Below are 24,851 nucleotides of genomic sequence, written 5' to 3'. Positions count from 1 at the left end.
GGTTACATTTCGAACCCGGAAGCTAAGCCTTTCAGCGCCGATGGTACTGCAGGGGGGACCCTGTGGGAGAGTAGGACGCCGCCGAACAATTCTTCAGCCGTGGCCCCGGACTTCTGTCCGGGGCCACGGCTATTTGTGTGGGCAACACCCGTTGTTCATGTTCAGCTCAGCAGCTCATCACCGGTCACGGCAATCCTGACCATGACGGGCAAGTGGAGGTGGGCCTGATGCAGCAGTTCCTGGAACAGGGTGCTGAAGTTGCGGCGCTGGAGGACGAGTTCTCCTCGGCGGTGGACGATCGCCATGCCGTCGCGGTCGACTCCGCGACCTCCGCTCTTCGGCTCGCGCTGTTGTCGCTCGGCATCGGTGCCGGCGAGGAAGTGATCCTCCCGTCCTTCGCCCCGGTGGAGACCGCGGACGCGGTCCGGCTGGTCGGCGCGGTGCCGGTCTTCGCGGACATCGACCCGCTGACGTTCTGCCTGGATCCGGAGGCCGTCGCCGCGGCGATCACGCCGCTGACCGTGGCGATACTGCCGGTGCACCTCTTCGGGCACCCCGCCGCCGTCGACCAGCTCGCCGATCTGGCGGCGCGGCACGGCCTGGCGATCGTCGAGGACGCCACCCAGGCGCAGGCGGCGACGCTGGCGGGCCGCCGTGTCGGCACGTACGGCGCGCTGAGCGTCTTCGCACTGGCCGACGGGGCCGTGGTCACCACCGAGCACCCCGAACTGGCCTCCTGCGTGAAGCGCCTGAGGGACGGCGCCCACACGGCGGCCCGGCTGGCCGACAACAGGGCGGCCGGCGGTCGTGCGGCTTTGCGCGCGCTGGAGGGTTCGGTCGCGCGTCAGCGGGCCCACTGCCGGTACCTGGACTCTGCCCTGACCGGCGTGCTGGTGCCGTACGTCGAGCCGGGCGCGCATCACGTCTACCACCGCTACACGGTGCGCATACCGGGCAACGGCCGCCCCGACCGGGACGCGTTCGCGATGGCGCTGGCGTCCCGCGGTGTGCGGGCGGACGTGAGCATCCCGACCCCGCTGCACCGGCTGCCGAAGTACCGGTCGCGTTCCTTCCTGCCGCGGACCGAGGCGGCGTCCGGCGAGACGCTGTCCCTGCCGGTCCACCCCGGCCTCACGGAGAAGGAGTTGAGGCGGATGGTCGAGGCGTGCAACACCCTCGGCGGACTGCTCTGAGCATGCGTCGAGCGGATTTCCGAACCCGGCGCTTCATGGGTTAAGATCCTTCACGTCGACGCGCCCCAATAGCTCAGTCGGCAGAGCGTCTCCATGGTAAGGAGAAGGTCTACGGTTCGATTCCGTATTGGGGCTCCGAGAAAAGGCCCCCGCCGATCGGCGGGGGCCTTTTTCATGCGCGGATCAGGGCTCCCGCTACGCGGAGAGTTCCGGGACGCGCATGGCGAGAATGGCCATGTCGTCGGAGGGCGCGTCGGAGGCGAAGCGTTCCACCGCGCGCTGGATACGGGCGGCGACGGCGCCGGCGGTGAGGCCGGTGCAGGTGGCCAGCACGTCGGCGAGACCGTCGTCGCCGAGCATGCGGGTGCCCTCGCGGCGTTCGGTGACGCCGTCGGTGACGCAGAGCAGGACATCCCCGGGGGCCAGGGTGACGTTCTGCTCGACGAGTTCGAGGTCCTCGATGACACCGAGCAGCGGCTGCGGCTCCGCGGCGGGCTCGACGACGCCGGTCTGGCGCAGACGCAGCGGCAGGGGGTGGCCGGCGCAGACGACCTTCAGTTCGGCGCTGCCGTCTGCCTGGGGCCACAACTCGCCGTACAGCAGGGTCAGGAAGCGGCTGCGGGAGCCCTCGTCGAGGATGGCCGCGTTGAGGCGTTCCAGGACGGACGGGCCGCTGAAACCCTCGCGGGCGAGCAGGCGCAGCGCGTGCCGGGCGAGGCCGGTGACGGCCGCGGCCTCCGGGCCGGTCCCGCAGACGTCGCCGATGGCGAAGCCCCAGCAGCCGTCGCGGATCGGGAAGACGTCGTAGAAGTCGCCGCCGACCTCGTTGCCCTCGCCGGCGGCGCGGTAGACCACCTCGACCTCGACGCCCGGGATGACGGGCAGGCCGGGCGGCAGCAGGCTGCGCTGGAGGGACTGGCTGATGGCGGTGCGCTCGCTGTAGAGGCGGGCATTGTCCAGGGCGAGGGCGGCCCGGCGGGACAGGTCCTCGGCGAGTTCCAGGATCTCCTGGCGGAAGCGTTCGTCGGCGGCCTTGCCGAGGGTGAGCATCCCGATGACGCGGTTGCGGGCGACCAGAGGCAGCACGACGGTCTCTCCGCCGACCGCGGCGGCGGTTGCCAGGGCCGTTCCGGGGCCCGTTGCGGGGCGTCCCGCCTCGCCGAGGCCGAGGCTGCGCAGGGAGGCGCGCAGGGCCGTGGAGTGGGCCGCGTCGGCGGGCGCGGTCCAGGTGCGGGCGCCGGGGGTGGGGTCGGGCTGGGGAGGGGCGACGCGGGAGAGCAGGGCCTTGATGCCGTCGATGCGGTCCTCGTCCTCGTGCAGGACGAAGGCGAGTTCGGGCTCGGAGGACTGGTCGCCGATGGTGTAGACGGCGCACCAACTGGCCAGCGTGGGCACGGTCATCTGGGCCATGAGCGCGAGGGTCTGGTCGCGTTCCAGGGTGCCGGCCAGCAGGTCGGAGGCCTCGACGAGGAAGGACAGCGAGCCCCGGCGCAGGCGTTCCAGCTCGGTGAGCCGGGCGCTCTCGACAGCGAGGGCGATGCGGTCGGCGGCGAACTGCAGCCGCAGTGCTTCCTCGTTGCTGTAGCGGCCGGGGGTCTCGGCGGCGACGCCGAGGGACCCGGTGAGGCGTCCCTCGACCTTCAGGGGCACGGTGACGACCGACCGCATGCCGGTGCCGGCGAGCAGCGGGACGGCGCCCGGAACGGCCGTCAGGTCCTCGTGGACGGCCGGCATGCGGGCGCTGCCGTAGCGGCCGGTGCCGGCCTCGACGGGGACCCGGGCGAAGCGCTGGCGGGCCGAGGGGAGGCCGGTGGAGGCGCGGACCTCGAGCTCGGTCTCGTCGTCCGTGGCGAGCAGCAGGTAGGCGGCGTCGCCGTCGAGCATGTCGCGGGCGCGTTCCACCGTGCGCTGGAGCAGCCCGTCGAGGTCGTCGGGCGCGGGGGAGCCGATGAAGGACTCGAAGGGGTCGGCGGCCTTGCCGCGGTCCACGCCGCCGTCGGCGGAGACCACGCTGCGTCCGGGGTTCTGCAGCACGGCGCGGGCGTCCTCGCGCACCAGAAGGCAGACGGTGGAGGGTTCGCCGGAGGTGTCGCGGACCCGCAAGTGGGTGCCGTACACCGGCATGATGCGGCCGTCGGCGCCGCGGACGCCGTAACTGCCCTCCCAGCGGGAGAGCAGCAGGGCCTCGGCGATGCCGTGGCCGGTGCCGGGGGTCTGCGGCCAGGCGGCGAGATCGCCCAGCGGCTTGCCCACGATCTGGTCGTCGGGGTGGCCGAAGAGCTGGGCGGCGTCCTGGTTCCAGCGCGTGATGATGCCGCTGCGGTCGACCTGGACGACGGCGACACGGACCTGCTCGTCGGCCAGCGGCAGCGAGGCGACGGGCAGGGCCGGTCCTGCGGAGCGGGTGCCCGCGGGGCGCTGGGGCAGGTCCAGGTGGAACCAGACGTGTTTGTTGGCCGGTGTGTACTCCACGCCCCAGCGAGTGGCCAGGGCGGAGCACAGGAGCAGGCCGCGGCCGCCCTCGTGGTCGGGGTGGATCTGCCTCTTGGCGTCGTGCAGCGGCAGCTCGCGTTCGGGGTAGCGGTCGGCGACCTCGATGCGCACGGCGGACTCGTAGCGCAGGCACTGGACGTCCGCGGCGGTCCCCGCGTGGACCACGGCGTTCGTGACCAGCTCACTGGTCAGCACGACGGCGTCGTCGACGACCTCGGCGAAGCCCCAGCCCTGGAGGGTGTCCCGGACGAAGGCGCGTGCGGTGGCGACCGAGCGCCCCACCGGTTCGAAGGTGGCCGCTGCGCGCGCCGTGATCACAGATCTCCTTGTTTGTCCGGGGACGTCACCATTCGTCGTCCGCTGTACTGTCACCACCGGCCCCCACTTCGAGGTGTACGCCCGGCCCAAGGTGGGCAACCGCATGCCAGGTTACTTACCCCCGGCGACCACGCGTGTGCCGGTTGGGGGTGTTCCTGCCCCGATCGTGGCGACGGTCATATGCGATGCTGCCGAACTGTTATGGCCGGGTGCGGGCATGGTGAAACACTGGGCATGCCTGAACCAGGCACATGCAGTTCGGTCGACCCTCCGGGAGGGACACGGTGGAGTCTGGCGCATCGGCGCGAGGCGGCGCGGCACCCGCGGCGAAGCGGGGTGGTTCCGCGCGGGTGAAGCATGCGCGCTCGCGCACCAATGGGACCGTCGAGGTGGACTCGGCCGCACTGCACAGATTGCTGTCCGCACTGGAGTCGATGCGGGACGGCAACTTCCGCAAGCGGCTCACGGTCACCGGCGACGGAGACATGGCGGAGATCGCCGCCGTCTTCAACGAGGTCGCCGACCGCAACCAGCACCTCACCGGTGAGCTCGCCCGGGTCCGCCGGGTGGTCGGCCGGGAGGGCAAGCTCGCGGAGCGCCTGGAGACGGGGGCGTGCGAGGGGTCGTGGGCGGCCGCCATCGACGCCTCCAACGCGCTGGTGGACGATCTCGTGCGCCCCATGTCCGAGGTCGGCCGCGTGCTGTCGGCGGTCGCCGAGGGCGACCTGGAGCAGCGCATGGAACTGCGCTCGCAGGGGCCGGACGGTTCCGCGCACCCGCTGCGCGGCGAGTTCCTCAAGGTCGGCCGCACGGTCAACGGGCTGGTCGACCAGCTGTCCACGTTCACCGACGAGGTGACCCGGGTGGCCAGCGAGGTCGGCACCGAGGGCAAGCTCGGCGGGCAGGCCCGGGTGCGCGGCATGGCCGGCTCCTGGAAGGACCTCACCGACTCGGTCAACACCATGGCCTCCCGGCTGACGGCGCAGGTGCGCGACATCGCGCTGGTGACCACGGCGGTCGCCAAGGGCGACCTGTCGCGCAAGGTCACCGTTCACGTGGCCGGCGAGATGCTGGAGCTGAAGAACACCGTCAACACGATGGTGGACCAGCTGTCGTCCTTCGCGTCCGAGGTGACCCGGGTGGCCCGTGAGGTGGGCACCGAGGGCCAGCTGGGCGGCCAGGCCAAGGTGGCCGGCGTCGACGGCGTGTGGAAGGACCTGACCGACTCCGTCAACCTGATGGCCGGCAACCTGACGGCCCAGGTGCGTGACATCGCGCAGGTCACGACAGCGGTCGCCAACGGCGACCTGTCGCAGAAGATCACCATCGGCGCGCGCGGCGAGGTCGCGCAGCTCGCCGAGACCGTGAACGCGATGACCGAGACACTGCGCACCTTCGCCGACGAGGTGACCCGCGTCGCCGGCGAGGTCGGCGCGCAGGGCCGGCTCGGCGGTCAGGCGCAGGTGCCGGGCGCCGCGGGCATCTGGAAGGACCTCACCGACTCGGTGAACATGGCCTTCCGCAACCTGACCGGCCAGGTGCGCGACATCGCGCAGGTGACCACGGCGGTCGCCAACGGCGACCTGTCGCAGAAGGTCACCGTGGTCGTCTCCGGCGAGATGCTGGAGCTGAAGAACACCGTCAACACGATGGTCGACCAGCTGTCGGCCTTCGGCGCCGAGGTGACCCGGGTGGCCCGGGAGGTCGGTGTCGAGGGTGAGCTGGGCGGCCAGGCGCAGGTGCCCGGTGCGGCGGGTCTGTGGAAGGACCTGACGGATTCGGTGAACACCGCTTTCCGCAACCTGACCGGCCAGGTGCGCAACATCGCGCAGGTGACCACGGCGGTCGCCAACGGCGACCTGTCGCAGAAGGTCACGGTGGACGTCTCCGGCGAGATGCTGGAGCTGAAGAACACCGTGAACCGGATGGTCGACCAGCTGTCGTCCTTCGCCAACCAGGTCACCCGCATGGCGCGCGACGTGGGCACCGAGGGGCGGCTCGGCGGTCAGGCCCGCGTCGACGGCGTCAGCGGCGTGTGGAAGGAGCTGACGGACTCCGTCAACTTCATGGCGGGCAACCTGACCTCGCAGGTCCGCCAGATCGCCCAGGTGACGACGGCCGTGGCGCGCGGCGACCTGTCGCAGAAGGTCGACGTCGACGCGCGCGGCGAGATCCTGGAGCTGAAGAACACCATCAACACGATGGTGGACCAGCTGTCGGCGTTCGCCGAGCAGGTGACCCGGGTGGCCCGCGAGGTGGGCACCGAGGGCCGGCTCGGCGGTCAGGCGCAGGTGCCCGGCGTGGCCGGTGTGTGGCGCGACCTGACGGACTCGGTGAACGGCATGGCCGGCAACCTCACCGCCCAGGTGCGCAACATCGCCCAGGTCGCCACCGCCGTGGCCCGCGGTGACCTGTCGCAGAAGATCGACGTCGACGCGCGCGGCGAGATCCTGGAGCTGAAGAACGTCCTCAACACCATGGTCGACCAGCTGTCGGCGTTCGCCGAGCAGGTGACCCGGGTGGCCCGTGAGGTGGGCACCGACGGCATCCTGGGCGGCCAGGCCGAGGTCAAGGGCGTGTCGGGTACCTGGAAGGACCTGACCCAGTCCGTCAACTTCATGGCGAACAACCTGACCATGCAGGTCCGCAACATCGCCGAGGTCACCACGGCGGTCGCGCAGGGCGACCTGTCCAAGAAGATCACCGTCGACGCCAAGGGCGAGATCCTCGCCCTGGTGACGACCGTCAACACCATGGTCGACACGCTGTCCGCCTTCGCCGACGAGGTGACCCGGGTGGCCCGTGAGGTGGGCACCGACGGCATCCTGGGCGGTCAGGCCCGGGTGAGGGACGTCTCGGGCATCTGGAAGGACCTCACCGACAACGTCAACCTCATGGCCAACAACCTGACCGGCCAGGTGCGTTCGATCTCCTCCGTCGCCACGGCGGTCGCCAACGGCGACCTGACCAAGAAGATCACCGTCGAGGCGCGCGGCGAGGTCGCCCAGCTGGCCGAGACGATCAACACGATGGTCGACACGCTGTCGGCCTTCGGTGACGAGGTCACCCGCGTGGCCCGCGAGGTGGGCACCGACGGCATCCTCGGCGGTCAGGCCCGCGTGCCGGGAGTCTCCGGCTCGTGGAAGGACCTCACCGAGTCCGTGAACAACATGGCGTCCAACCTGACTGGCCAGGTCCGCAACATCGCGATGGTCACCACCGCGGTGGCCCGCGGCGACCTGTCCAAGAAGATCGACGTCGACGCGCACGGCGAGATCCTGGAGCTCAAGACCACCATCAACACGATGGTCGACCAGCTCTCCGCCTTCGGTGACGAGGTCACCCGGGTGGCCCGCGAGGTGGGCACCGAGGGCCGCCTCGGCGGCCAGGCGCGCGTGCCGGGCGTCTCGGGCATCTGGAAGGACCTCACCGAGTCCGTCAACCTGATGGCCAACAACCTGACCCGCCAGGTGCGCAACATCGCCCAGGTCGCCACCGCGGTGACCCGCGGCGACCTCAACATCCGCACGGACGTGGACGCGGCGGGCGAGATCCTGGAGCTCCAGGACTACATCAACACCATGATCGTCCGGCTCCGCGAGACCACGCTCGCCAACAAGGAGCAGGACTGGCTGAAGGGCAACCTCGCCCGCATCTCCGGTCTGATGCAGGGCCGCCGCGACCTCAACGACGTCGGCGGCCTCATCATGAGTGAGCTGACGCCGGTCGTCTCGGCCCAGCACGGCGCGTTCTTCCTCGCGGAGGAGCCGTCCAGCGAGGACATGGTCGAGGAGTACGAGCTGCGCCTGATCGGCAGCTACGGCTTCTCCCCGCGGACCATGCCCACCGTCTTCCTGCCCGGTGAGGGCCTGATCGGCACGGCCGCGGTGGAGAAGCGCAGCATCCTGGTGGAGAACGTGCCGCCGGGCTACCTGCGGATCTCCTCCGGGCTCGGCGAGGCACCTCCGGCGCACGTCATCGTGCTGCCGGTGCTGTTCGAGGACCGGGTGCTCGGGGTGATCGAGCTGGCCTCGTTCCAGCCGTTCACGCAGATCCAGAAGGACTTCCTCGGCCAGATCACCGACATGATCGCGGTGAGCGTCAACACCATCAGCGTCAACACCAAGACCGAGTACCTGCTCAAGCAGTCCCAGGAGCTGACCGAACAGCTGCGGGAGCGCTCCGCGGAGCTGGAGAACCGGCAGAAGCAGCTGCAGATCTCCAACACCGAGCTGGAGGAGAAGGCCGAGCTGCTGGCCCGTCAGAACCGCGACATCGAGGTGAAGAACACCGAGATCGAGGACGCCCGCCAGGTGCTGGAGGAGCGCGCGGAGCAGCTCGCGGTCTCCATGCGCTACAAGTCCGAGTTCCTGGCCAACATGTCGCACGAGCTGCGCACCCCGCTCAACTCGCTGCTCATCCTGGCCAAGCTGCTGGCGGACAACGCCGAGGGCAATCTGTCGCCCAAGCAGGTCGAGTTCGCCGAGACGATCCACGGAGCGGGCTCCGACCTGCTCCAGCTGATCAACGACATCCTCGACCTGTCCAAGGTCGAGGCGGGCAAGATGGACGTCAGCCCGACCCGCATCGCGCTGGTGCAGCTGGTGGACTACGTGGAGGCGACCTTCCGGCCGCTGACCGCGGAGAAGGGCCTGGACTTCTCCGTCCGGGTCTCCCCGGAACTGCCCGCGACGCTGCACACCGACGAGCAGCGGCTGCTGCAGGTGCTGCGCAACCTGCTGTCCAACGCGGTGAAGTTCACCGACAGCGGCTCGGTGGAGCTGGTGATCCGCCCGGCCGGTCCGGAGGCGCCGCAGGCGATCCGGGAGCAGCTGCTGGAGTCCGGTTCGCTGCGGGCTCCGGACGAGCCGCTGATCGCGTTCTCGGTCACCGACACCGGCATCGGCATCGCGGCCAGCAAGATGCGTGTCATCTTCGAGGCGTTCAAGCAGGCGGACGGCACCACCAGCCGCAAGTACGGCGGCACGGGCCTGGGCCTGTCCATCAGCCGGGAGATCGCGCGGCTGCTCGGCGGCGAGATCCACGCCGACAGCCAGCCCGGCCGCGGCTCGACCTTCACCCTCTACCTGCCGCTCAACAGCGGTGAGCTGCCGCCGCACGGCTATGCCCAACTCCCGCCTGGCGAGGCCTTCGCCGAGCCGGACGGGTACGCCGAGCCGCTGCGCGGCACCGCCCCCACGCACACCGGCGGGCGCCGCGGCGGCGCGGGCAGCAGCCTGGCGCGGCTGCGCCGCCGCTCGGCCCTCACCGAGCGGCCCATGGCGGCCGCGGGTCAGCCGGACCGGCAGCCGCCGCCGGCCGAGTCGTGGGTGGACGGGGCGCACAGCGACGCGTACACCGGTTTCGCGGGCGGCTTCAGCGGTGAGAAGGTGCTCATCGTCGACGACGACATCCGCAATGTCTTCGCCCTCACCAGCGTGCTGGAGCAGCACGGGCTCACCGTACTGTACGCCGAGAACGGCCGGGAGGGCATCGAGGTGCTGGAGCAGCACGACGACGTCGCGGTCGTCCTGATGGACATCATGATGCCGGAGATGGACGGGTACGCCACGACCGCGGCGATCCGCAGGATGCCGCAGTTCGCGGGGCTGCCGATCATCGCCCTCACGGCCAAGGCGATGAAGGGCGACCGGGAGAAGAGCATCGAGTCCGGTGCGTCCGACTACGTCGCCAAGCCGGTGGACACCGACCACCTCCTCGCGGTGATGGAGCAGTGGATGCACGCCCGGTGACGGGGCGTCGGACGACGGACGCGGTGACCGCCGCCGCGGCGGCCACCGCGGCGGGGCGACCGGCCGGGGTCATGACACGGAGTGCTCGCGGAGGTGTGAGGGTGCGGGAAACAGGGAACCTTCTGGTCCCCGCTTGCGTTTCTGCTACGTGCACAGTGACATGGCGGTGACAGGGTGTGGCGGACAGCGGGGTGCGGCTACCATGACCGGCACAAGGACGGACGGCGGCCAGGAGCCGTCCATGGGGGCGGCACCCGGTGCAGTGCCGGGACGAGGAGGACGGGCCATGGTGCAGAAGGCCAAGATCCTCCTGGTCGATGACCGGCCGGAGAATCTGCTGGCGCTGGAGGCCATCCTCTCCGCGCTCGATCAGACACTGGTGCGGGCATCGTCCGGGGAGGAAGCGCTCAAGGCGCTGCTCACCGACGACTTCGCGGTGATCCTGCTCGATGTCCAGATGCCGGGCATGGACGGGTTCGAGACCGCGGCGCACATCAAGCGCCGGGAGCGCACCCGGGACATCCCGATCATCTTCCTCACGGCGATCAACCACGGTCCGCACCACACCTTCCGCGGCTACGCGGCCGGCGCGGTCGACTACATCTCCAAGCCCTTCGACCCGTGGGTGCTGCGGGCCAAGGTCTCGGTCTTCGTCGAGCTCTACATGAAGAACTGCCAGCTGCGTGAGCAGGCCGCCCTGCTGCGCCTGCAGCTGGAGCAGGGCGCGCGGCAGGGTGCCAACGGCGCCAAGGAGCCGGTGGGCCTGCTCGCCGAGCTGTCCGCGCGGCTGGCGGCGGTGGAGGAGCAGGCGGAGGCGCTCTCCAAGCAGTTGGACGAGTCGGCGGACGCGGCGGCGGTGGCGACCGCGGCCCATCTGGAGCGCAAGCTGACCGGACTGCGCCGGGCGCTGGACGCCCTGGAGCCGGGCACGGGCTCCGGCGACAAGAAGATCCCCTCGCAAGAGTGACCAGCGTTGGCCGCTTGACGCCTCGTCATCCTTGGTGCGCCCGGGGCGCGACACGAACGGGCGTATCTGTGGCCACAGGTGTCGCGCACGGGACGGAACGGTAACCTCGCACCATGGCCCCACGTACGTCCGGCACCGCGAAGAAGGCTGCCGCCAAACCTGCGGCCAGGCCCGCGGCGAAGAAGGCCGCCACCAAGCAGCCGGCGGCGAAGAAGGCACCCGCCAAGAAGGCCCCGGCCAAGAAGGCGGCACCCGCCAAGCCCGCGCCCAAGCCGGCGCCCTCGCCGACTGGGGGCGTCTACCGGCTCACCCGGGCGCTGTGGCTCGGCCTCGCGCACGCCGTCGGCGCGCTCTTCCGGGGCGTGGGCCGGGGCGCGCGCGGTCTCGACCCGGCGCACCGCAAGGACGGGCTGGCACTGCTGCTGTTCGGCCTCGCCCTGGTCGTCGCCACGGGCACCTGGTCCGATCTGCGCGGTCCGGTGGGCGACCTGGTCGAGATACTGATCACCGGGCTGTTCGGCCGGCTGGACCTGCTGGTGCCGGTCCTCCTCGGGGCCGTCGTATGGCGCCTGATGCGCCACCCCCAGCAGGCGGACGCCAACGGGCGGATCGTGATCGGCCTGTCCACGCTCGCCGTGGGTGTACTGGGCCTGGTGCACATCGGCTGCGGCTCCCCGGGCCGGGGCCAGGGCGCCGACGCCATCCGTGACGCGGGGGGACTCATCGGCTGGGCGGCCTCCGCGCCGCTGCGCTACACCGTGGGGGCCCCGCTGGCGGTCGCCCTGCTGGCGCTGCTGTCCTTCTTCGGGCTGCTGGTCACGACCGCGACCCCGGTCAACGCGATCCCGCGCCGGCTGCGGGAGGCCGGAATGCGGCTCGGGCTGGTCGAGGTGCAGCCGGAGGAGGAGCCCGACGAGGACGCGGTCCCGTTCGGCGACCTGTTCGACGACGAGCCCGCCGGCGGCCCCGGCGGCGAGGAGACGGCGCCGCGGCGGCGCGGCCGGCGCCGCCCGGAGCAACCGCCGTTGCCGGACCTGACGCCCGGCGGCCTCGGCACGGTCGATCTGGCCTACGGGGTCGCCGCGGACCTCGACGGCGCGCTGACCTACGGCGTCCCCGGCTCGTCGGTCGTGGCGGACCTGGTGCACCAGTCGGTGCCGCAGGCCCGGGACAACGCGACCGCCGAGGCGCCCGAGGCCACGTCCGGGCCCTCCGTGCCGGACCTCACCAAGAAGTCGGGACCCGGTGCCGGGCAGCCACTGCCGCCGCGCGCCGAGCAGTTGCAGCTGTCCGGCGACATCACGTACTCCCTGCCCTCCCTGGACCTGATGGAGCGCGGCGGCCCCGGCCGTACCCGCAGCGCCGCCAACGACGCGGTGGTGGAGTCGCTGAAAAGCGTCTTCTCGCAGTTCAAGGTCGACGCGGCGGTCACCGGGTTCACCCGCGGCCCGACGGTCACCCGGTACGAGGTCGAACTCGGCCAGGCCGTCAAGGTCGAGCGGATCACCGCGCTCGCCAAGAACATCGCGTACGCCGTCGCCAGTCCCGACGTGCGGATCATCAGCCCGATCCCCGGCAAGTCCGCGGTCGGCATCGAGATCCCCAACAGCGACCGGGAGATGGTCAACCTCGGCGACGTGCTGCGGTCGGCGGACGCCGCCGGCGAGGAGCACCCGATGACGGTGGCCCTCGGCAAGGACGTCGAGGGCGGCTATGTGATGGCCAATCTGGCGAAGATGCCGCACATCCTCGTCGCGGGTGCCACCGGCTCCGGCAAGTCCTCCTGCATCAACTGCCTCATCACCTCGGTGCTGGCCCGGTCCACCCCCGACGAGGTGCGCATGGTGCTGGTCGACCCCAAGCGTGTGGAGCTCACCGCGTACGAGGGCGTCCCGCACCTCATCACGCCGATCATCACCAACCCCAAGCGGGCCGCCGAGGCCCTGCAGTGGGTCGTGCGCGAGATGGACCTGCGCTACGACGACCTGGCCGCCTACGGCTTCCGGCACATCGACGACTTCAACGCGGCGGTGCGCAGCGGCAAGGCGAAGCCGCCCGAGGGCAGCGAGCGCGAGCTGTCCCCGTACCCCTACCTGCTGGTGATCGTGGACGAGCTCGCCGACCTGATGATGGTCGCACCGCGCGACGTGGAGGACGCGATCGTCCGCATCACGCAGCTCGCCCGCGCGGCCGGCATCCACCTCGTGCTGGCCACCCAGCGGCCCTCGGTCGACGTGGTGACCGGCCTCATCAAGGCCAACGTGCCCTCGAGACTGGCGTTCGCGACGTCCTCGCTCGCCGACAGCCGGGTCATCCTGGACCAGGCCGGCGCCGAGAAGCTGATCGGAAAGGGTGACGGGCTGTTCCTGCCGATGGGTGCGAACAAGCCGATCCGCATGCAGGGCGCGTTCGTCACCGAGCAGGAGATCCACGCCGTCGTCGAGCACTGCAAGGCGCAGTTGACGCCCTCCTACCGCGACGACGTCGTGGTGGGGACGGGTCCGAAGAAGGAGATCGACGAGGAGATCGGCGACGACCTCGACCTGCTCTGCCAGGCCGCGGAGCTCGTGGTCTCCACCCAGTTCGGCTCGACGTCGATGCTCCAGCGCAAACTGCGTGTCGGTTTCGCGAAAGCGGGCAGGCTCATGGACCTGATGGAATCCCGCGGGATCGTCGGCCCCAGCGAGGGGTCGAAGGCCCGCGACGTGCTGGTCAAACCGGACGAGATGGACGGGGTGCTCGCGGTCCTGCGTGGCGAGACCGGCGCGTAGCCCGTTCGTAGCCCATCCGTAGCTCACTCGTAAGTGGGCACAGAGCAACCGTTTCTCCTGCCCGTACGTCAAGTTAGAGCAAGGGGAAGGCGTATGGCCGACTGTCATCGGCGCCGGTCACGACGGCAATCCTGATGGCGGACAAACAACGCCCGCCCGCTTGCCCGACCTTTTGCAACCCCCCCTAGACTGAGTCTCCAGCAGGTGGCTACACGCTCGAAAGGCGCACCCGTGTCCATCGGCAACCCGCCCCCCGACGACCGTCCCTCGGTCGGTCGTGCCCTCGCCCGAGCCCGTCTCGACGCCGGGCTCACCGTCGACGAGGTCAGTTCCACCACCCGTGTGCGGCCGCCCATTGTCCATGCGATCGAACAGGACGACTTCTCCCGCTGCGGCGGTGACGTCTACGCCCGGGGTCACATCCGGGCGCTGGCGCGCGCCGTGGGCCTCGATCCCGAGGTCCTGGTGGCGCAGTTCTCCGCCGAGCACGGCAGTTCCCCGTCCCCCACCCCCGTGGCACCGCTGTACGAGGCGGAGCGGATGCGGCCCGAGCCGCGCCGCCCCAACTGGACCGCCGCCATGGTGGCCGCCATCGTCGCGGTCGTGGGTTTCGTCGGCTTCACTCTGTTCAACGGCGGCGACGACAGCGGCAAGCAGCCCGTCGCCGGCAAGCCGTCCGCGCAGAGCCCCGCCGCCAAGCCCTCCGCGAGCCACAAGACCAGCCCCACCCCGGAGGCGACCGACAGCGCCATCGCCGCCGCCCCCGGTGACAAGGTCACGGTCAAGCTCACCGCCGACAACGGCAAGAGCTGGATCCAGGCCGTCGACAGCAACGGCAAGCAGCTGTACCAGGGCAGCCTGGAGCAGGGCGACGCCAAGACCTTCACCGACAAGAAGAAGGTCAAACTCATCATCGGCAACGCCGGTGCCGTCGACCTCTTCGTCAACGGCAAGGACCTGGGCCCCGCGGGCGACCCCGGTCAGGTCCAGCGGCTGGCCTTCACCCCCGGCGACCCGGAAGCCGGGTGACGTCCGCCACCACGGGCGCGCGAGCACACTGCGGCGCCCGGCCCGGGGCACCTGACCCCGGGCCGGGCGCCGCAGCGCGTCAGAGCCCCGTCAGGGACAAAGTAGGCTGAGCCTATGTCCGAACCCCGTACCGTCGCCCTTGTCACGCTCGGCTGCGCCCGCAACGAGGTGGATTCCGAGGAACTCGCCGGCCGGCTGGCGGCGGACGGCTGGCAGCTCGTCGAGGACGCCGCCGAAGCCGATGTCGCCGTAGTGAACACCTGCGGCTTCGTCGAGGCCGCCAAGAAGGACTCCGTCGACGCCCTGCTGGAGGCGAACGACCTCAAGGCCCACGGCCGCACGCAGGCCGTCGTCGCGGTCGGCTGCATGGCCGAGCGGTACGGCAAGGAACTCGCCGACGCGCTGCCCGAAGCCGACGGCGTGCTCGGCTTCGACGACTACAGCAACATCTCCGACCGGCTGCAGACCATCCTCTCCGGCGGTGTGCACGCCTCGCACACCCCCCGGGACCGGCGCAAGCTGCTCCCGATCAGCCCGGCCGAACGGCAGGCGGTCACCACCGTCGCGCTGCCAGGGCACTCCCAGGCCGCCGAGGACGCCGAGGCGGCCGCCTCCGCCCCCGCGGACCTCCCCGACGGCCTGGCGCCCGCCTCCGGGCCGCGCGCCCCGCTCCGCCGCCGTCTGGACACCAGCCCGGTCGCCTCGGTCAAACTGGCCTCGGGCTGCGACCGACGCTGCTCGTTCTGCGCGATCCCGTCCTTCCGGGGTTCCTTCGTCTCGCGCCGGCCCTCGGACGTGCTGGGCGAGACGCGGTGGCTGGCCGGTCAGGGCGTCAAGGAGATCATGCTGGTCAGCGAGAACAACACCTCGTACGGCAAGGACCTCGGCGACATCCGGCTGCTGGAGACGCTGCTGCCGGAGCTGGCGGACGTCGAGGGCATCGAGCGGGTCCGGGTCAGCTACCTGCAGCCCGCCGAGATGCGGCCCGGCCTGATCGACGTGCTCACCTCCACGCCCAAGGTGGCGCCCTACTTCGACCTGTCCTTCCAGCACTCGGCGCCCACCGTGCTGCGGGCCATGCGCCGCTTCGGCGACACCGACCGCTTCCTGGAGCTGCTGGACACCATCCGCTCCAAGGCGCCCGAAGCCGGTGTCCGCTCGAACTTCATCGTCGGCTTCCCGGGCGAGACCGAGGCGGACCTGGAGGAGCTGGAGCGCTTCCTGAGCGGCGCGCGGCTCGATGCCATCGGCGTGTTCGGCTACTCCGACGAGGAGGGCACCGAGGCGGCCGGCTACGAGGGCAAACTTCCGGAGGACGTCGTCGCCGAGCGGCTGGCGCGGGTCTCCCGGCTCGCCGAGGAGCTGACCGCGCAGCGCGCCGAGGAGCGCCTGGGCTCGACCGTGAACGTGCTGGTCGAGTCCGTCGACGAGGAGGACGGCGCGGTGGGCCGCGCCGCGCACCAGGCGCCCGAGACCGACGGCCAGATCATCCTGACCTCGTCGCGGGGCCTGGTGGCCGGTTCGTTCGTCGCGGCGAAGGTGGTGGACACCGAGGGCGTCGACCTGGTCGCCGAGCCGCTGTGCACGGAGGAGACGGGCAGATGACCGGAGTCCCGGCGTCCGCCGCCGGAAACCACCGTCCCGCGGCGCCGGCTCCGGCGCCCGCGTCGCCCGTCGCGGCCAAGCCCAGCGTGTGGAACATCGCCAACGTCCTGACGATGGTGCGGCTGGTGCTGGTGCCGGGCTTCGTCGTGCTGCTCCTGCACGGCGACGGACACGACCCGGCCTGGCGCTCCTTCGCGTGGGCCGCGTTCGCCATCGCGATGATCACCGACCTCTTCGACGGTGAGCTGGCCCGCCGCTACGGCCTGGTCACCGACTTCGGCAAGATCGCCGACCCGATCGCCGACAAGGCGATCATGGGCGCCGCGCTGGTCGGGCTGTCGGCGCTGGGGGACCTGCCGTGGTGGGTCACGGTGGTGATCCTCTTCCGCGAGCTGGGCATCACGCTCATGCGCTTCTGGGTCATCCGCTGGGGCGTCATCCCGGCCAGCCGCGGCGGCAAGCTCAAGACACTCACCCAGGGCGTCGCCGTCGGCATGTACATCCTGGTGCTGACCGGACCGCTGGCCACGATCCGGGCGGTGCTCATGGGCGCCGCGGTGTTCCTCACCGTCGTCACCGGCATCGACTACGTGCGGCAGGCCGTGGTGATGCGCAGGGCCGGGCTGGCGGCGCGGCGGGCGGCGATCGCCCGGGCGGCCGTGGCGGCGGTCGCCGGCGGTCAGCAGGGGCAGGCAGGCGAGGCCGGGCCGGCCGGAGAGCCGGGGCGGGACGCGTGAACGTCGCCGCCGAGGTCCTGGAGCTGCTGGTAGGCCGCTCCGCGACCCTGGCGGTCGCCGAATCGCTCACGGGCGGGCTGGTCGCCGCCGAGCTGACCTCGGTGCCGGGCGCCTCCCGGGCCTTCCGGGGCTCGGTCACCGCGTACGCCACGGAGCTCAAGCGGGACGTGCTGGGCGTGGACGGGACGCTGCTGGCCGAACGCGGCGCGGTCGACGCGGGGGTCGCGCGAGGCATGGCGGAGGGCGTGCGGCGCGTGCTGCGCGCCGACTGGGGGGTGGCGACGACCGGGGTCGCCGGCCCCGATCCGCAGGACGGCCAACCGGTCGGCACGGTGTACGTGGCGGTCGCCGGGCCCGGGAGGACGGTCGGCGAGAAACTGCAGCTGAACGGCGACCGCACCGCCATCCGTATCTCCACCGTGGACGCCGTGCTCACCTTGTTGCACCAGAGCCTGGTGGCGATCGGGAGAACACCTGACGAATCCGCGGCGGCCAAGGGTAGGGAAGAGAGTGGGGGGAAGGGATGTTTGCAGCCCTGAGTGAACACGTCATCGCTCCCCGCACGGCCGACGCCGGAGGCGGTACGGTGGGGCAAGAAGGTTGCGAATTCGCGGTCCGAGGAGGGAGCCACCGATGATTCTGCTCCGTCGCCTGCTCGGTGACGTGCTGCGTCGGCAGCGCCAGCGCCAGGGCCGCACCCTGCGTGAGGTCTCCTCATCCGCCCGGGTCTCCCTGGGCTACCTGTCGGAGGTCGAGAGAGGGCAGAAGGAGGCTTCCTCCGAACTGCTCTCCGCGATCTGTGACGCCTTGGACGTCCCGATGTCCGAGGTGATGCGGGAGGTCAGCGACGATTTGGCACTTGCCGAGCTCTCCGAGTCGGCTGCTGTCGGATCGGCAGCCGCGCCTATGCGGCCGCTGCTGGGCGCGGTTCCGTCCGTTCCGTCCGGTCGCCCGGATGAGCGGGTCACCATCAAGGCGCCGAAGGCGCCCACCGAGGCCGTGGACGTCGTCGCGGCCTGAGGAGCGACACAAGCAGTTCCGGGACGAGGCCCCGGCCGGTGGATCACCGGCCGGGGCCTCGCTCTTGTGCGCGTACGCGGGGCGGACTGCCGTTCCTCCCACGGGTGTTGGCGAACGTTCCCGTGCCCCCTGCGTCCTCGTGCGGGGGGTGCGTGTGCGCGCGGGGCCGGGGAAGGCGTACGGGAGTCGCCGCCGAGGCGATCTTCCCTGCCCGACCCGACCGACCTTGGAGGACGGATGACGAGCGTCGCTGTGAAGAGCACCCTGTCCGAGGAAGCCCGCACGACCGTGGGCGACGCACTGCAGCACACCGTGGCGGATCTGATCGACCTGTCGCTGGTCGCCAAGCAGGTGCACTGGAATGTCCAGGGCCCCCGCTTCCGCTCCGTCCACCTCCAGCTCGACGATGTGGTGACCACCGCCCGGACCTACGCGGACACCGTGGCGGAGCGGTGCGCGGCGATCGGCGTGTCGCCGGACGGCCGGGCGGGAACGGTGGCCAAGACCAGCCTCGTCCACGAAGTGCACGAGGGCTGGATCAAGGACGGCGAGGCCGTGGACGTCATGGTCGCGGCTCTGGGGTCGGTGATCCGGCGGGTCCGGGCCGGCATCGAATCGACCGGGAAGGCCGACCCCGTCAGCCAGGACGTCCTGATCGGCCTGGCCGCCGAGCTGGAGAAGCACCACTGGATGTTCCAGGCCGAGAACGCCTGAGGGTCGCGCTCGGTGACGGTCGCCCACGGTGCGCCTGCCCCCCGGGATCGTTGCGGACGGTAGCCGTTTGTGTACGCCAGTGGAGTGAACGTCGTGTGGGGTGGGACGGCTGAGGTCTAGGGATCTTGACGGGCGGGGATCGCACTTCTGTACGGGGAAAGCCCGGGCGTTCGTCCCTGGTGATTCCCGCCGCAACCTCGGGGCTCCGAAGGAGGCGGCCATGTGCGTCATTCGGCTGTTTCAGGAGCTGTGGGCCCGGCGGCCCGTCCGCTGGGTCATCGCTTTCGTCGCGGGCGCCTTGTGGTGGTGGGCCATGGTCCGGCTCACCGTCCAGCCCGCCCAGGCAGGTCCCTTCGAAGGTCTCGTTGCAGCCGGCGGCTGGGGCCTGAGCATCATCCCGATGCATTCGGCGAGGTGGTCACGGGGACCGGACGGCGCGGTGGCGCCCGTTCGCGAGGACGGCGCCTCCATGGGCAGATGGCCATGGGGGAGAGTGCCGGGGCCGCGCAGCCACTCCCTGCCAGGGCACGACGACTCCGCCGTCGGGCGAGTGAATCTCGCCCGTCGTGAAGGCTGAGCCGTCACAGGCCGGGGAACCGGGAAAAGCCGGGAGGAGCACAGTGTGCGTCACGTCCCCCGGGTCGCCGAGGCGGCCCGGGGGCGCGGCGCGTGCGGTGGCCCACTGGGTGCCGTGTGACCTTCCCACGCGGGAGCTGACGTTACGTCAGTAGTTGCGGGACCCGGAACGGGCCGCCGCCTGGGGGGCCGGACCGATCTGGCAGCGGGGGCACCAATAGGTCACCCGCGCCTGGCCGCGCGGGCCTTGGTCGGCGACGCGGATCATGGTGCCGCAGCGCAGGCAGGGTTGGTGGGCCCGGCCGTAGACCCAGTGGGTGCGGCCACGGCGGGTGTCCCCGGTGGTGATGTGGCCGTGCCGGGTCTTGTTGGCCTCCAGCAACCGCTGGGCCAGGTCGACGACCCGCTCGGGCGCCGGGACGTCACGGACCGGCGTCCACGGTGTGACACCGCGCAGGAAGCACAACTCGCACTTGTAGACATTGCCGATGCCCGCGAGGTTGCGCTGGTCCAGCAGCGCCTCGCCCACGGAGCGGTCCGGGTTCGCCCCCAGCCGGTAGGCGGCCTCGACGGGATCCCAGTCCGGGCCGAGCAGATCGGGGCCGAGATGGCCGACCGCCTTGTCCTCCTCGGCGGTCCGCAGCAACTCCAGCACCGGCAACCGGTAGCCCACCACGACCTGTTCGGCGTTGGCCAGCACAGCCCGGACCTGGTGGTCGGGGCCGCCCCGCCAGCGCTCGTCCGGCCCGTACACCTGCCAGGAGCCCTCCATGCGCAGGTGCGAGTGGAGGGTCAGCCCGCCCTCGACCCGGGTGAGCAGATGCTTGCCGCGCGCGACCACCTCCTCGACCTGCCGGCCGGACAGATCGGCGGTCGCCAGGCGCGGCACCCGCAGGTCGCTTCGGAGCAGCACCCTTCCGGCCAGCGCGAGGTGCAGGCGGTGCGCGGCGCGCCAAATCGTGTCTCCCTCGGGCACGGCGTCCCCCCTCGTCGTCAGGCCCGCAGCCGCAGGCCGCGGGGCGTGGCGTGGAATCCCGCCGCCTCCAAGGCGCTGCCGAGCGTGGAGGTGAGGGCCGGCTCGCCATTGGTGCGCTCCACCGTCAGGCGGCCCAGCGCCCCGTCCCGTACCGCGAGCGCCAGGGCGTCGGCGGCCGCCTGGAGGCGTTCCTCGTCCTGGGCCCAGGCCAGCAGCGTCTTCCCGCCGCGCTCCACGTAGAGCACGAGTTCGCCGTCGACCAGCACGACGAGTGCGCCCGCCTTGCGGCCCGGCCGGTGGGTCACCCCGGTGGGCTGCTCGGGCCACGGCAAGGCGGCGCCATAGGCATTGGCGGGATCGGCGGCAGCGAGGACGACCGTACGGGCCTTCTCGCGGCGGCCCTCCTCGCGGTCGCGGGCGTTGCTGATGGCGCGCAGCCGGTCCACGGCGCCGTCCATGGCGAACTGGGCGGCGCCCAGGCCCTCCACGACGTAGCCGCGGCGGGCCTGACCGGTCTCCTCGAAGGCCGCCAGCACGCGGTAGGCGGCTGAGAAGCCGCCCTCGACGCCCTCGGCGGCCACCGCGCCGCGGGTGACGACGCCGTGCCGGTCCAGCAGGGTGTGGGTGAGGGCGTGCGCCCGGTGGGTGGGGTCGGTCTCCAGGGCCGGTACGAGGGACCAGCGGCCGGCCGTGGTCGGCGGGCCGCCGCGGGACGCCGTGGCGCGTGGCACGCCACCCGTGCGCCCGGTGAGGCCCCCGTAACGGCCGCGCGGGACGGCGCGGGGCGCCCGGTGGGCGGTCGAGCCCGCGGTGCGGCCCGAGCCCAGCAGCGCGCGCAACGGCGAGAGGGTGTCGTTGGTGAGCCGGCCCGACCAGGCCAGCTCCCAGACCACTTCGGCCAGTTCGGGGTCGCTCGGCTCGTGCCCGGCCGCCCGCACCTGCTCGGCGATCTGCCGGAAGAACAGGCCGTAGCCCGCCGACAGCGCGTCAAGGACGGCGTGGTGGAGCGGGGAGAGCTCCAGGGGCTGCGGCTCGGGGAGCAACAGCGGCGCGGTCTCCGCGAGATACAGCGACACCCAGCCGTCCTTGCCCGGCAGGGCGCCGGCCCCGGACCACACCACCTCGCCGGCCGAGGTCAGTTCGTCCAGCATCGCCGGGGTGTAGCCGGTGACACGGGCCGGGAGCACCAGCTTCTCCAGGGCCGACGCGGGCACGGCCGCGCCCTGGAGCTGCTCCACCGCCCGGACCAGCCCGTCCAGGCCGCGCAGGCCGTGGGTGCCCACGTGCTGCCACTGCGGCAGGAAGGAGGCCAGGGTGGCCGGCGGCACCGGCTCCAACTCGTGGCGCAGCGCGGCCAGGGACCGGCGGCGCAGCCGGCGCAGCACGCCCGCGTCGCACCACTCGTGCCCGGCGCCTCCGGGGCGGAACTCGCCCTGGACCACGCGCCCGGACGCGGCCAGACGGTGCAGCGTGCCGTCCGCGACGGCCGTGCCCAGGCCGAAGCGGTACGCCGCCTCCGCGGAGGTGAAGGGGCCGTGGGTACGGGCGTGGCGGGCCAGCAGATCCGCCAGCGGGTCCTTGACGGGCTCGGTGAAGGCCTCCGGCACCCCGACCGGGAGCGCGGTGCCCAGCGCGTCCCTCAGGCGCCCGGCGTCCTCCACGGCCGCCCAGCGGTCCGCGCCCGCGACGCGCACGCGGATGGCGCGGCGCGCGGTCTCCAGGTCGCCCGCCCAGCCCGGGTCGGCGCCGCGGGCCGCCAGCTCGGCGTCGTCGAGCGGCCCGAGCACGCGCAGGAGGTCGGCGACGCCTTCGGCGTCCTTGACCCGGCGCTCCTCGGTGAGCCACTGCAACTCCCGCTCCAGCTCCGCCATCACGTCGGCGTCGAGCAGTTCGCGCAGCTCGGCCTGGCCCAGCAGCTCCGCCAGCAGGTGGGAGTCCAGGGACAGCGCCGCGGCGCGCCGCTCGGCGAGCGGGGAGTCGCCCTCGTACAGGAACTGCGCGACGTAGCCGAAGAGGAGCGACTTGGCGAAGGGCGACGGCTCGGGGGTGGTGACCTCTACCAGCCTGACCTTGCGGGACTCGATGTCGCCCATCAGCTCGACCAGGCCGGGGACGTCGAAGACGTCCTGCAGGCATTCGCGGACCGCCTCCAGGACGATCGGGAACGAGCCGAACTCCGAGGCGACCTGGAGCAGTTGCGCGGCGCGCTGCCGCTGCTGCCACAAGGGGGTGCGTTTGCCCGGGTCGCGGCGCGGCAGGAGCAGGGCGCGGGCGGCGCACTCGCGGAAGCGGGAGGCGAACAGCGCGGATCCGCCGACCTGGTCGGTGACCAGCTGCTCGACCTCGCCCTTGTCGAACGCCACGTCGCCGGCGCCCACCGGGGACTGCTCGGTGTCGAACTCGGCACCCTGGCGGGCCGGGTCCACGTCCATCAGGTCGAGGCCCATCAGGTCGGCGTCGGGCAGGCGCAGCACGATGCCGTCGTCGGCGTGCATCACCTGCGCGTCGAAGCCGTACCGCTCGCCCAGGCGGGCGCCCAGGGCCAGCGCCCAGGGCGCGTGCACCTGCGCGCCGAACGGCGAGTGGATCACGACGCGCCAGTCGCCGAGCTCGTCGCGGAAGCGCTCGACCACGATGGTGCGGTCGTCCGGCACATGGCCGCAGGCGCGCCGCTGCTCGTCCAGGTAGGCCAGCACATTGTCGACGGCCCAGGGGTCCAGGCCGGCGGCGGACAGCCGTTCACGCCCCTTGGCGGGGTCCAGCCTGCCGACCTCGCGCAGGAACGCGCCCACCGCCCGGCCCAGTTCCAGCGGGCGGCCCAGCTGGTCGCCCTTCCAGAACGGCAGCCGCCCGGGCACGCCGGGCGCGGGGGAGACCAGGACCCGGTCACGGGTGATGTCCTCGATGCGCCAGGAGGTCGTGCCCAGGGTGAAGACGTCCCCGACCCGGGATTCGTAGACCATCTCCTCGTCGAGCTCCCCGACGCGGCCGCCGCCCTTCTTCGGGTCGGCGCCCGCGAGGAACACCCCGAACAGGCCGCGGTCCGGGATCGTGCCGCCCGAGGTCACCGCCAGGCGCTGCGCGCCGGGGCGGCCGCTCACCGTGTTCGCCACCCGGTCCCACACCAGGCGCGGCCGCAGCTCGGCGAAGGCGTCCGAGGGGTAGCGGCCGGCCAGCATGTCCAGCACGGCGGTGTACGCCGAGTGCGGCAGCGCCGCGAAGGGCGCGGCCCGGCGCACCACCGCCAGCAGCTCGTCCACGTCCCATGTGTCCAGCGCCGTCATCGCGACCAACTGCTGCGCGAGGACGTCCAGTGGATTGGCCGGGACGCGCAGCGCCTCGATCGCGCCCTCCCGCATGCGCTCGGTGACGACGGCCGACTGCACCAGGTCGCCGCGGTACTTGGGGAACACCACGCCCGTGGAGACCGCCCCCACCTGGTGACCGGCACGGCCGACGCGCTGCAGCCCGGAGGCCACCGAGGGCGGCGACTCCACCTGGACGACCAGGTCGACCGCGCCCATGTCGATGCCCAGCTCCAGGCTGGACGTCGCCACGACGGCGGGGAGCCGGCCCGCCTTGAGGTCCTCCTCGACCAGGGCGCGCTGCTCCTTGGAGACCGAGCCGTGGTGTGCCCGCGCCAGTACCGGCGGTGCCCCGTGCGCGGCGCCGGACTGCGCCATGATCTCCGCCGGCGGCGCGCCCTCGGGCAGCGGCTCGCCCGTGGCGCGCTCGTACGCGATCTCGTTCAGGCGGTTGCACAGACGCTCCGCCAGGCGCCTGGAGTTGGCGAAGACGATGGTGGACCGGTGGCTCTGCACCAGGTCGGCGATGCGCTCCTCCACGTGCGGCCAGATCGACGGGCGCGGGTCGTCGGTCTCCGAGGCCGGGGAGCCGCCCAGTTCGCCCAGGTCCTCGACCGGGACGACCACGGAGAGGTCGAACTCCTTCTGCGAGGGGGGCTGTACGACCGTCACCTTGCGCTGCGGCGACAGGAAGCGCGCCACCTCGTCCACGGGGCGCACGGTCGCGGACAGGCCGATGCGCCGGGCGGGGCGCTCCAGCAGTTCGTCCAGCCGCTCCAGGGACAGCGCCAGATGCGCGCCGCGCTTCGTGCCCGCCACGGCGTGCACCTCGTCGAGGATCACGGTCTCCACACCGCGCAGCGCGTCCCGCGTCGAGGAGGTCACCATCAAGAACAGCGATTCGGGCGTGGTGATGAGGATGTCCGGCGGCCGCGTCGCCAGCGCCCGCCGCTCGGCGGCCGGAGTGTCGCCCGACCGGATGCCCACCCGCACCTCGGGCTCCGGCAGCCCCAGGCGGACCGCCTCGTGCCGCAGGCCGGTCAGGGGGCTGCGCAGATTGCGCTCGACGTCGACGGCGAGGGCCTTCAGCGGCGAGACGTACAGCACGCGGCAACGGCGCTTGGGGTCGGCGGGCGGCGGTGTCGACGCCAGGCCGTCGAGGGCGGCGAGGAACGCCGCGAGGGTCTTCCCGGAACCCGTCGGGGCCACCACGAGGACGTCGGAGCCCCCGGCGATGGCCTTCCACGCCCCCGCCTGCGCGGCTGTGGGCGCGTGGAAGGCACCCGTGAACCACGCCCGCGTGGCCGGTGAGAATCCGTCGAGCGCCCCGGCCGAGTCCGCCTCCTCCGGTGCGCCCCCGCTGTTCCGTCGCGACATGCCTTCCATCCTGCCTC

The 24,851-nt window shown here is 72.0% G+C and carries 13 protein-coding genes, 1 tRNA gene and 1 rRNA gene; 12 read left to right on the top strand and 3 right to left on the bottom strand.

The annotated features are described in order from the left end of the window. From rrf to PV364_RS09095, 3 genes are all read left to right on the top strand, one after another. Window positions 1-87, top strand: a 5S ribosomal RNA gene (rrf, locus tag PV364_RS09105); the annotation flags it as partial. Between the two features lie 140 nt (window positions 88-227). Next, window positions 228-1,193, top strand: a complete 966-nt coding sequence (locus PV364_RS09100) for a DegT/DnrJ/EryC1/StrS family aminotransferase (RefSeq protein ID WP_319659234.1) — start codon at window positions 228-230, stop codon at window positions 1,191-1,193. 62 nt (window positions 1,194-1,255) lie between these two features. Beyond that, a tRNA-Thr gene (locus PV364_RS09095) sits at window positions 1,256-1,328 on the top strand. 60 nt (window positions 1,329-1,388) lie between these two features. Here the strand turns inward: PV364_RS09095 and PV364_RS09090 are convergent. Continuing rightward, window positions 1,389-4,004, bottom strand: coding sequence for a SpoIIE family protein phosphatase (locus tag PV364_RS09090; protein ID WP_319659233.1), 2,616 nt, complete (start codon window positions 4,002-4,004; stop codon window positions 1,389-1,391). 284 nt (window positions 4,005-4,288) lie between these two features. Between PV364_RS09090 and PV364_RS09085 the strand changes: the two genes are divergently transcribed. The 9 genes from PV364_RS09085 to PV364_RS09045 all read left to right on the top strand — a co-directional run bounded on the left by PV364_RS09085 (window position 4,289) and on the right by PV364_RS09045 (window position 18,600). Then, complete coding sequence (locus tag PV364_RS09085) at window positions 4,289-9,757, top strand: HAMP domain-containing protein (protein ID WP_401981133.1); 5,469 nt, start codon at window positions 4,289-4,291, stop codon at window positions 9,755-9,757. 286 nt (window positions 9,758-10,043) lie between these two features. Next, a complete protein-coding gene (locus tag PV364_RS09080) occupies window positions 10,044-10,724 on the top strand; it encodes a two-component system response regulator (RefSeq protein WP_319659232.1) in 681 nt (226 codons plus the stop codon). 113 nt (window positions 10,725-10,837) lie between these two features. After that, window positions 10,838-13,495: a DNA translocase FtsK gene (locus PV364_RS09075; RefSeq protein ID WP_319659231.1), complete on the top strand. Its 2,658-nt coding sequence runs from the start codon at window positions 10,838-10,840 to the stop codon at window positions 13,493-13,495. A gap of 231 nt (window positions 13,496-13,726) precedes the next feature. Then, on the top strand, window positions 13,727-14,524 hold the full coding sequence (locus PV364_RS09070) for a helix-turn-helix domain-containing protein (protein WP_319659230.1): 798 nt from the start codon (window positions 13,727-13,729) through the stop codon (window positions 14,522-14,524). A gap of 114 nt (window positions 14,525-14,638) precedes the next feature. Then, window positions 14,639-16,129, top strand: a complete 1,491-nt coding sequence (rimO, locus tag PV364_RS09065) for a 30S ribosomal protein S12 methylthiotransferase RimO (protein WP_319659229.1) — start codon at window positions 14,639-14,641, stop codon at window positions 16,127-16,129. Further along, a complete protein-coding gene (gene pgsA, locus PV364_RS09060) occupies window positions 16,126-16,866 on the top strand; it encodes a CDP-diacylglycerol--glycerol-3-phosphate 3-phosphatidyltransferase (RefSeq protein WP_319659228.1) in 741 nt (246 codons plus the stop codon). The genes rimO and pgsA overlap by 4 nt, the downstream gene beginning before the upstream one ends. After that, the gene (locus PV364_RS09055) at window positions 16,863-17,405 is read left to right on the top strand and encodes a CinA family protein (protein WP_319659227.1); all 543 of its coding nucleotides are present in this window, start codon (window positions 16,863-16,865) and stop codon (window positions 17,403-17,405) included. The genes pgsA and PV364_RS09055 overlap by 4 nt, the downstream gene beginning before the upstream one ends. Window positions 17,406-17,499: 94 nt before the next feature. Next, entirely contained in the window at window positions 17,500-17,886 is a 387-nt protein-coding gene (locus tag PV364_RS09050; protein ID WP_319659226.1) for a helix-turn-helix domain-containing protein, read from the top strand. 237 nt (window positions 17,887-18,123) lie between these two features. Next, complete coding sequence (locus tag PV364_RS09045; RefSeq protein ID WP_319659225.1) at window positions 18,124-18,600, top strand: DNA starvation/stationary phase protection protein; 477 nt, start codon at window positions 18,124-18,126, stop codon at window positions 18,598-18,600. Window positions 18,601-19,324: 724 nt separating this feature from the next. On the opposite strand, the gene PV364_RS09040 is transcribed toward PV364_RS09045, so the two are convergent. Next, window positions 19,325-20,152 (bottom strand): Fpg/Nei family DNA glycosylase, encoded by an 828-nt coding sequence (locus PV364_RS09040; RefSeq protein ID WP_319659224.1) that lies wholly within the window; start codon window positions 20,150-20,152, stop codon window positions 19,325-19,327. 17 nt (window positions 20,153-20,169) lie between these two features. Continuing rightward, entirely contained in the window at window positions 20,170-24,834 is a 4,665-nt protein-coding gene (locus PV364_RS09035) for an ATP-dependent helicase (RefSeq protein WP_319659223.1), read from the bottom strand. Window positions 24,835-24,851 lie beyond the last annotated feature (17 nt).

The organism is Streptomyces sp. MI02-7b (assembly GCF_033793585.1).
Classification (GTDB): domain Bacteria; phylum Actinomycetota; class Actinomycetes; order Streptomycetales; family Streptomycetaceae; genus Actinacidiphila.
This window is presented reverse-complemented; position numbering and strand designations above follow the sequence as displayed.

Excerpts from the sequence above, each read along its gene's own strand:
- PV364_RS09100 (WP_319659234.1), top strand. The coding sequence starts at position 228 with ATGCAGCAGTTCCTGGAACAGGGTGCTGAAGTTGCGGCGCTGGAGGAC.
- rimO (WP_319659229.1), top strand. The coding sequence starts at position 14,639 with ATGTCCGAACCCCGTACCGTCGCCCTTGTCACGCTCGGCTGCGCCCGC.
- PV364_RS09035 (WP_319659223.1), bottom strand. The coding sequence starts at position 24,834 with ATGTCGCGACGGAACAGCGGGGGCGCACCGGAGGAGGCGGACTCGGCC.
- PV364_RS09080 (WP_319659232.1), top strand. The coding sequence starts at position 10,044 with ATGGTGCAGAAGGCCAAGATCCTCCTGGTCGATGACCGGCCGGAGAAT.
- pgsA (WP_319659228.1), top strand. The coding sequence starts at position 16,126 with ATGACCGGAGTCCCGGCGTCCGCCGCCGGAAACCACCGTCCCGCGGCG.
- PV364_RS09045 (WP_319659225.1), top strand. The coding sequence starts at position 18,124 with ATGACGAGCGTCGCTGTGAAGAGCACCCTGTCCGAGGAAGCCCGCACG.
- PV364_RS09075 (WP_319659231.1), top strand. The coding sequence starts at position 10,838 with ATGGCCCCACGTACGTCCGGCACCGCGAAGAAGGCTGCCGCCAAACCT.
- PV364_RS09050 (WP_319659226.1), top strand. The coding sequence starts at position 17,500 with ATGATTCTGCTCCGTCGCCTGCTCGGTGACGTGCTGCGTCGGCAGCGC.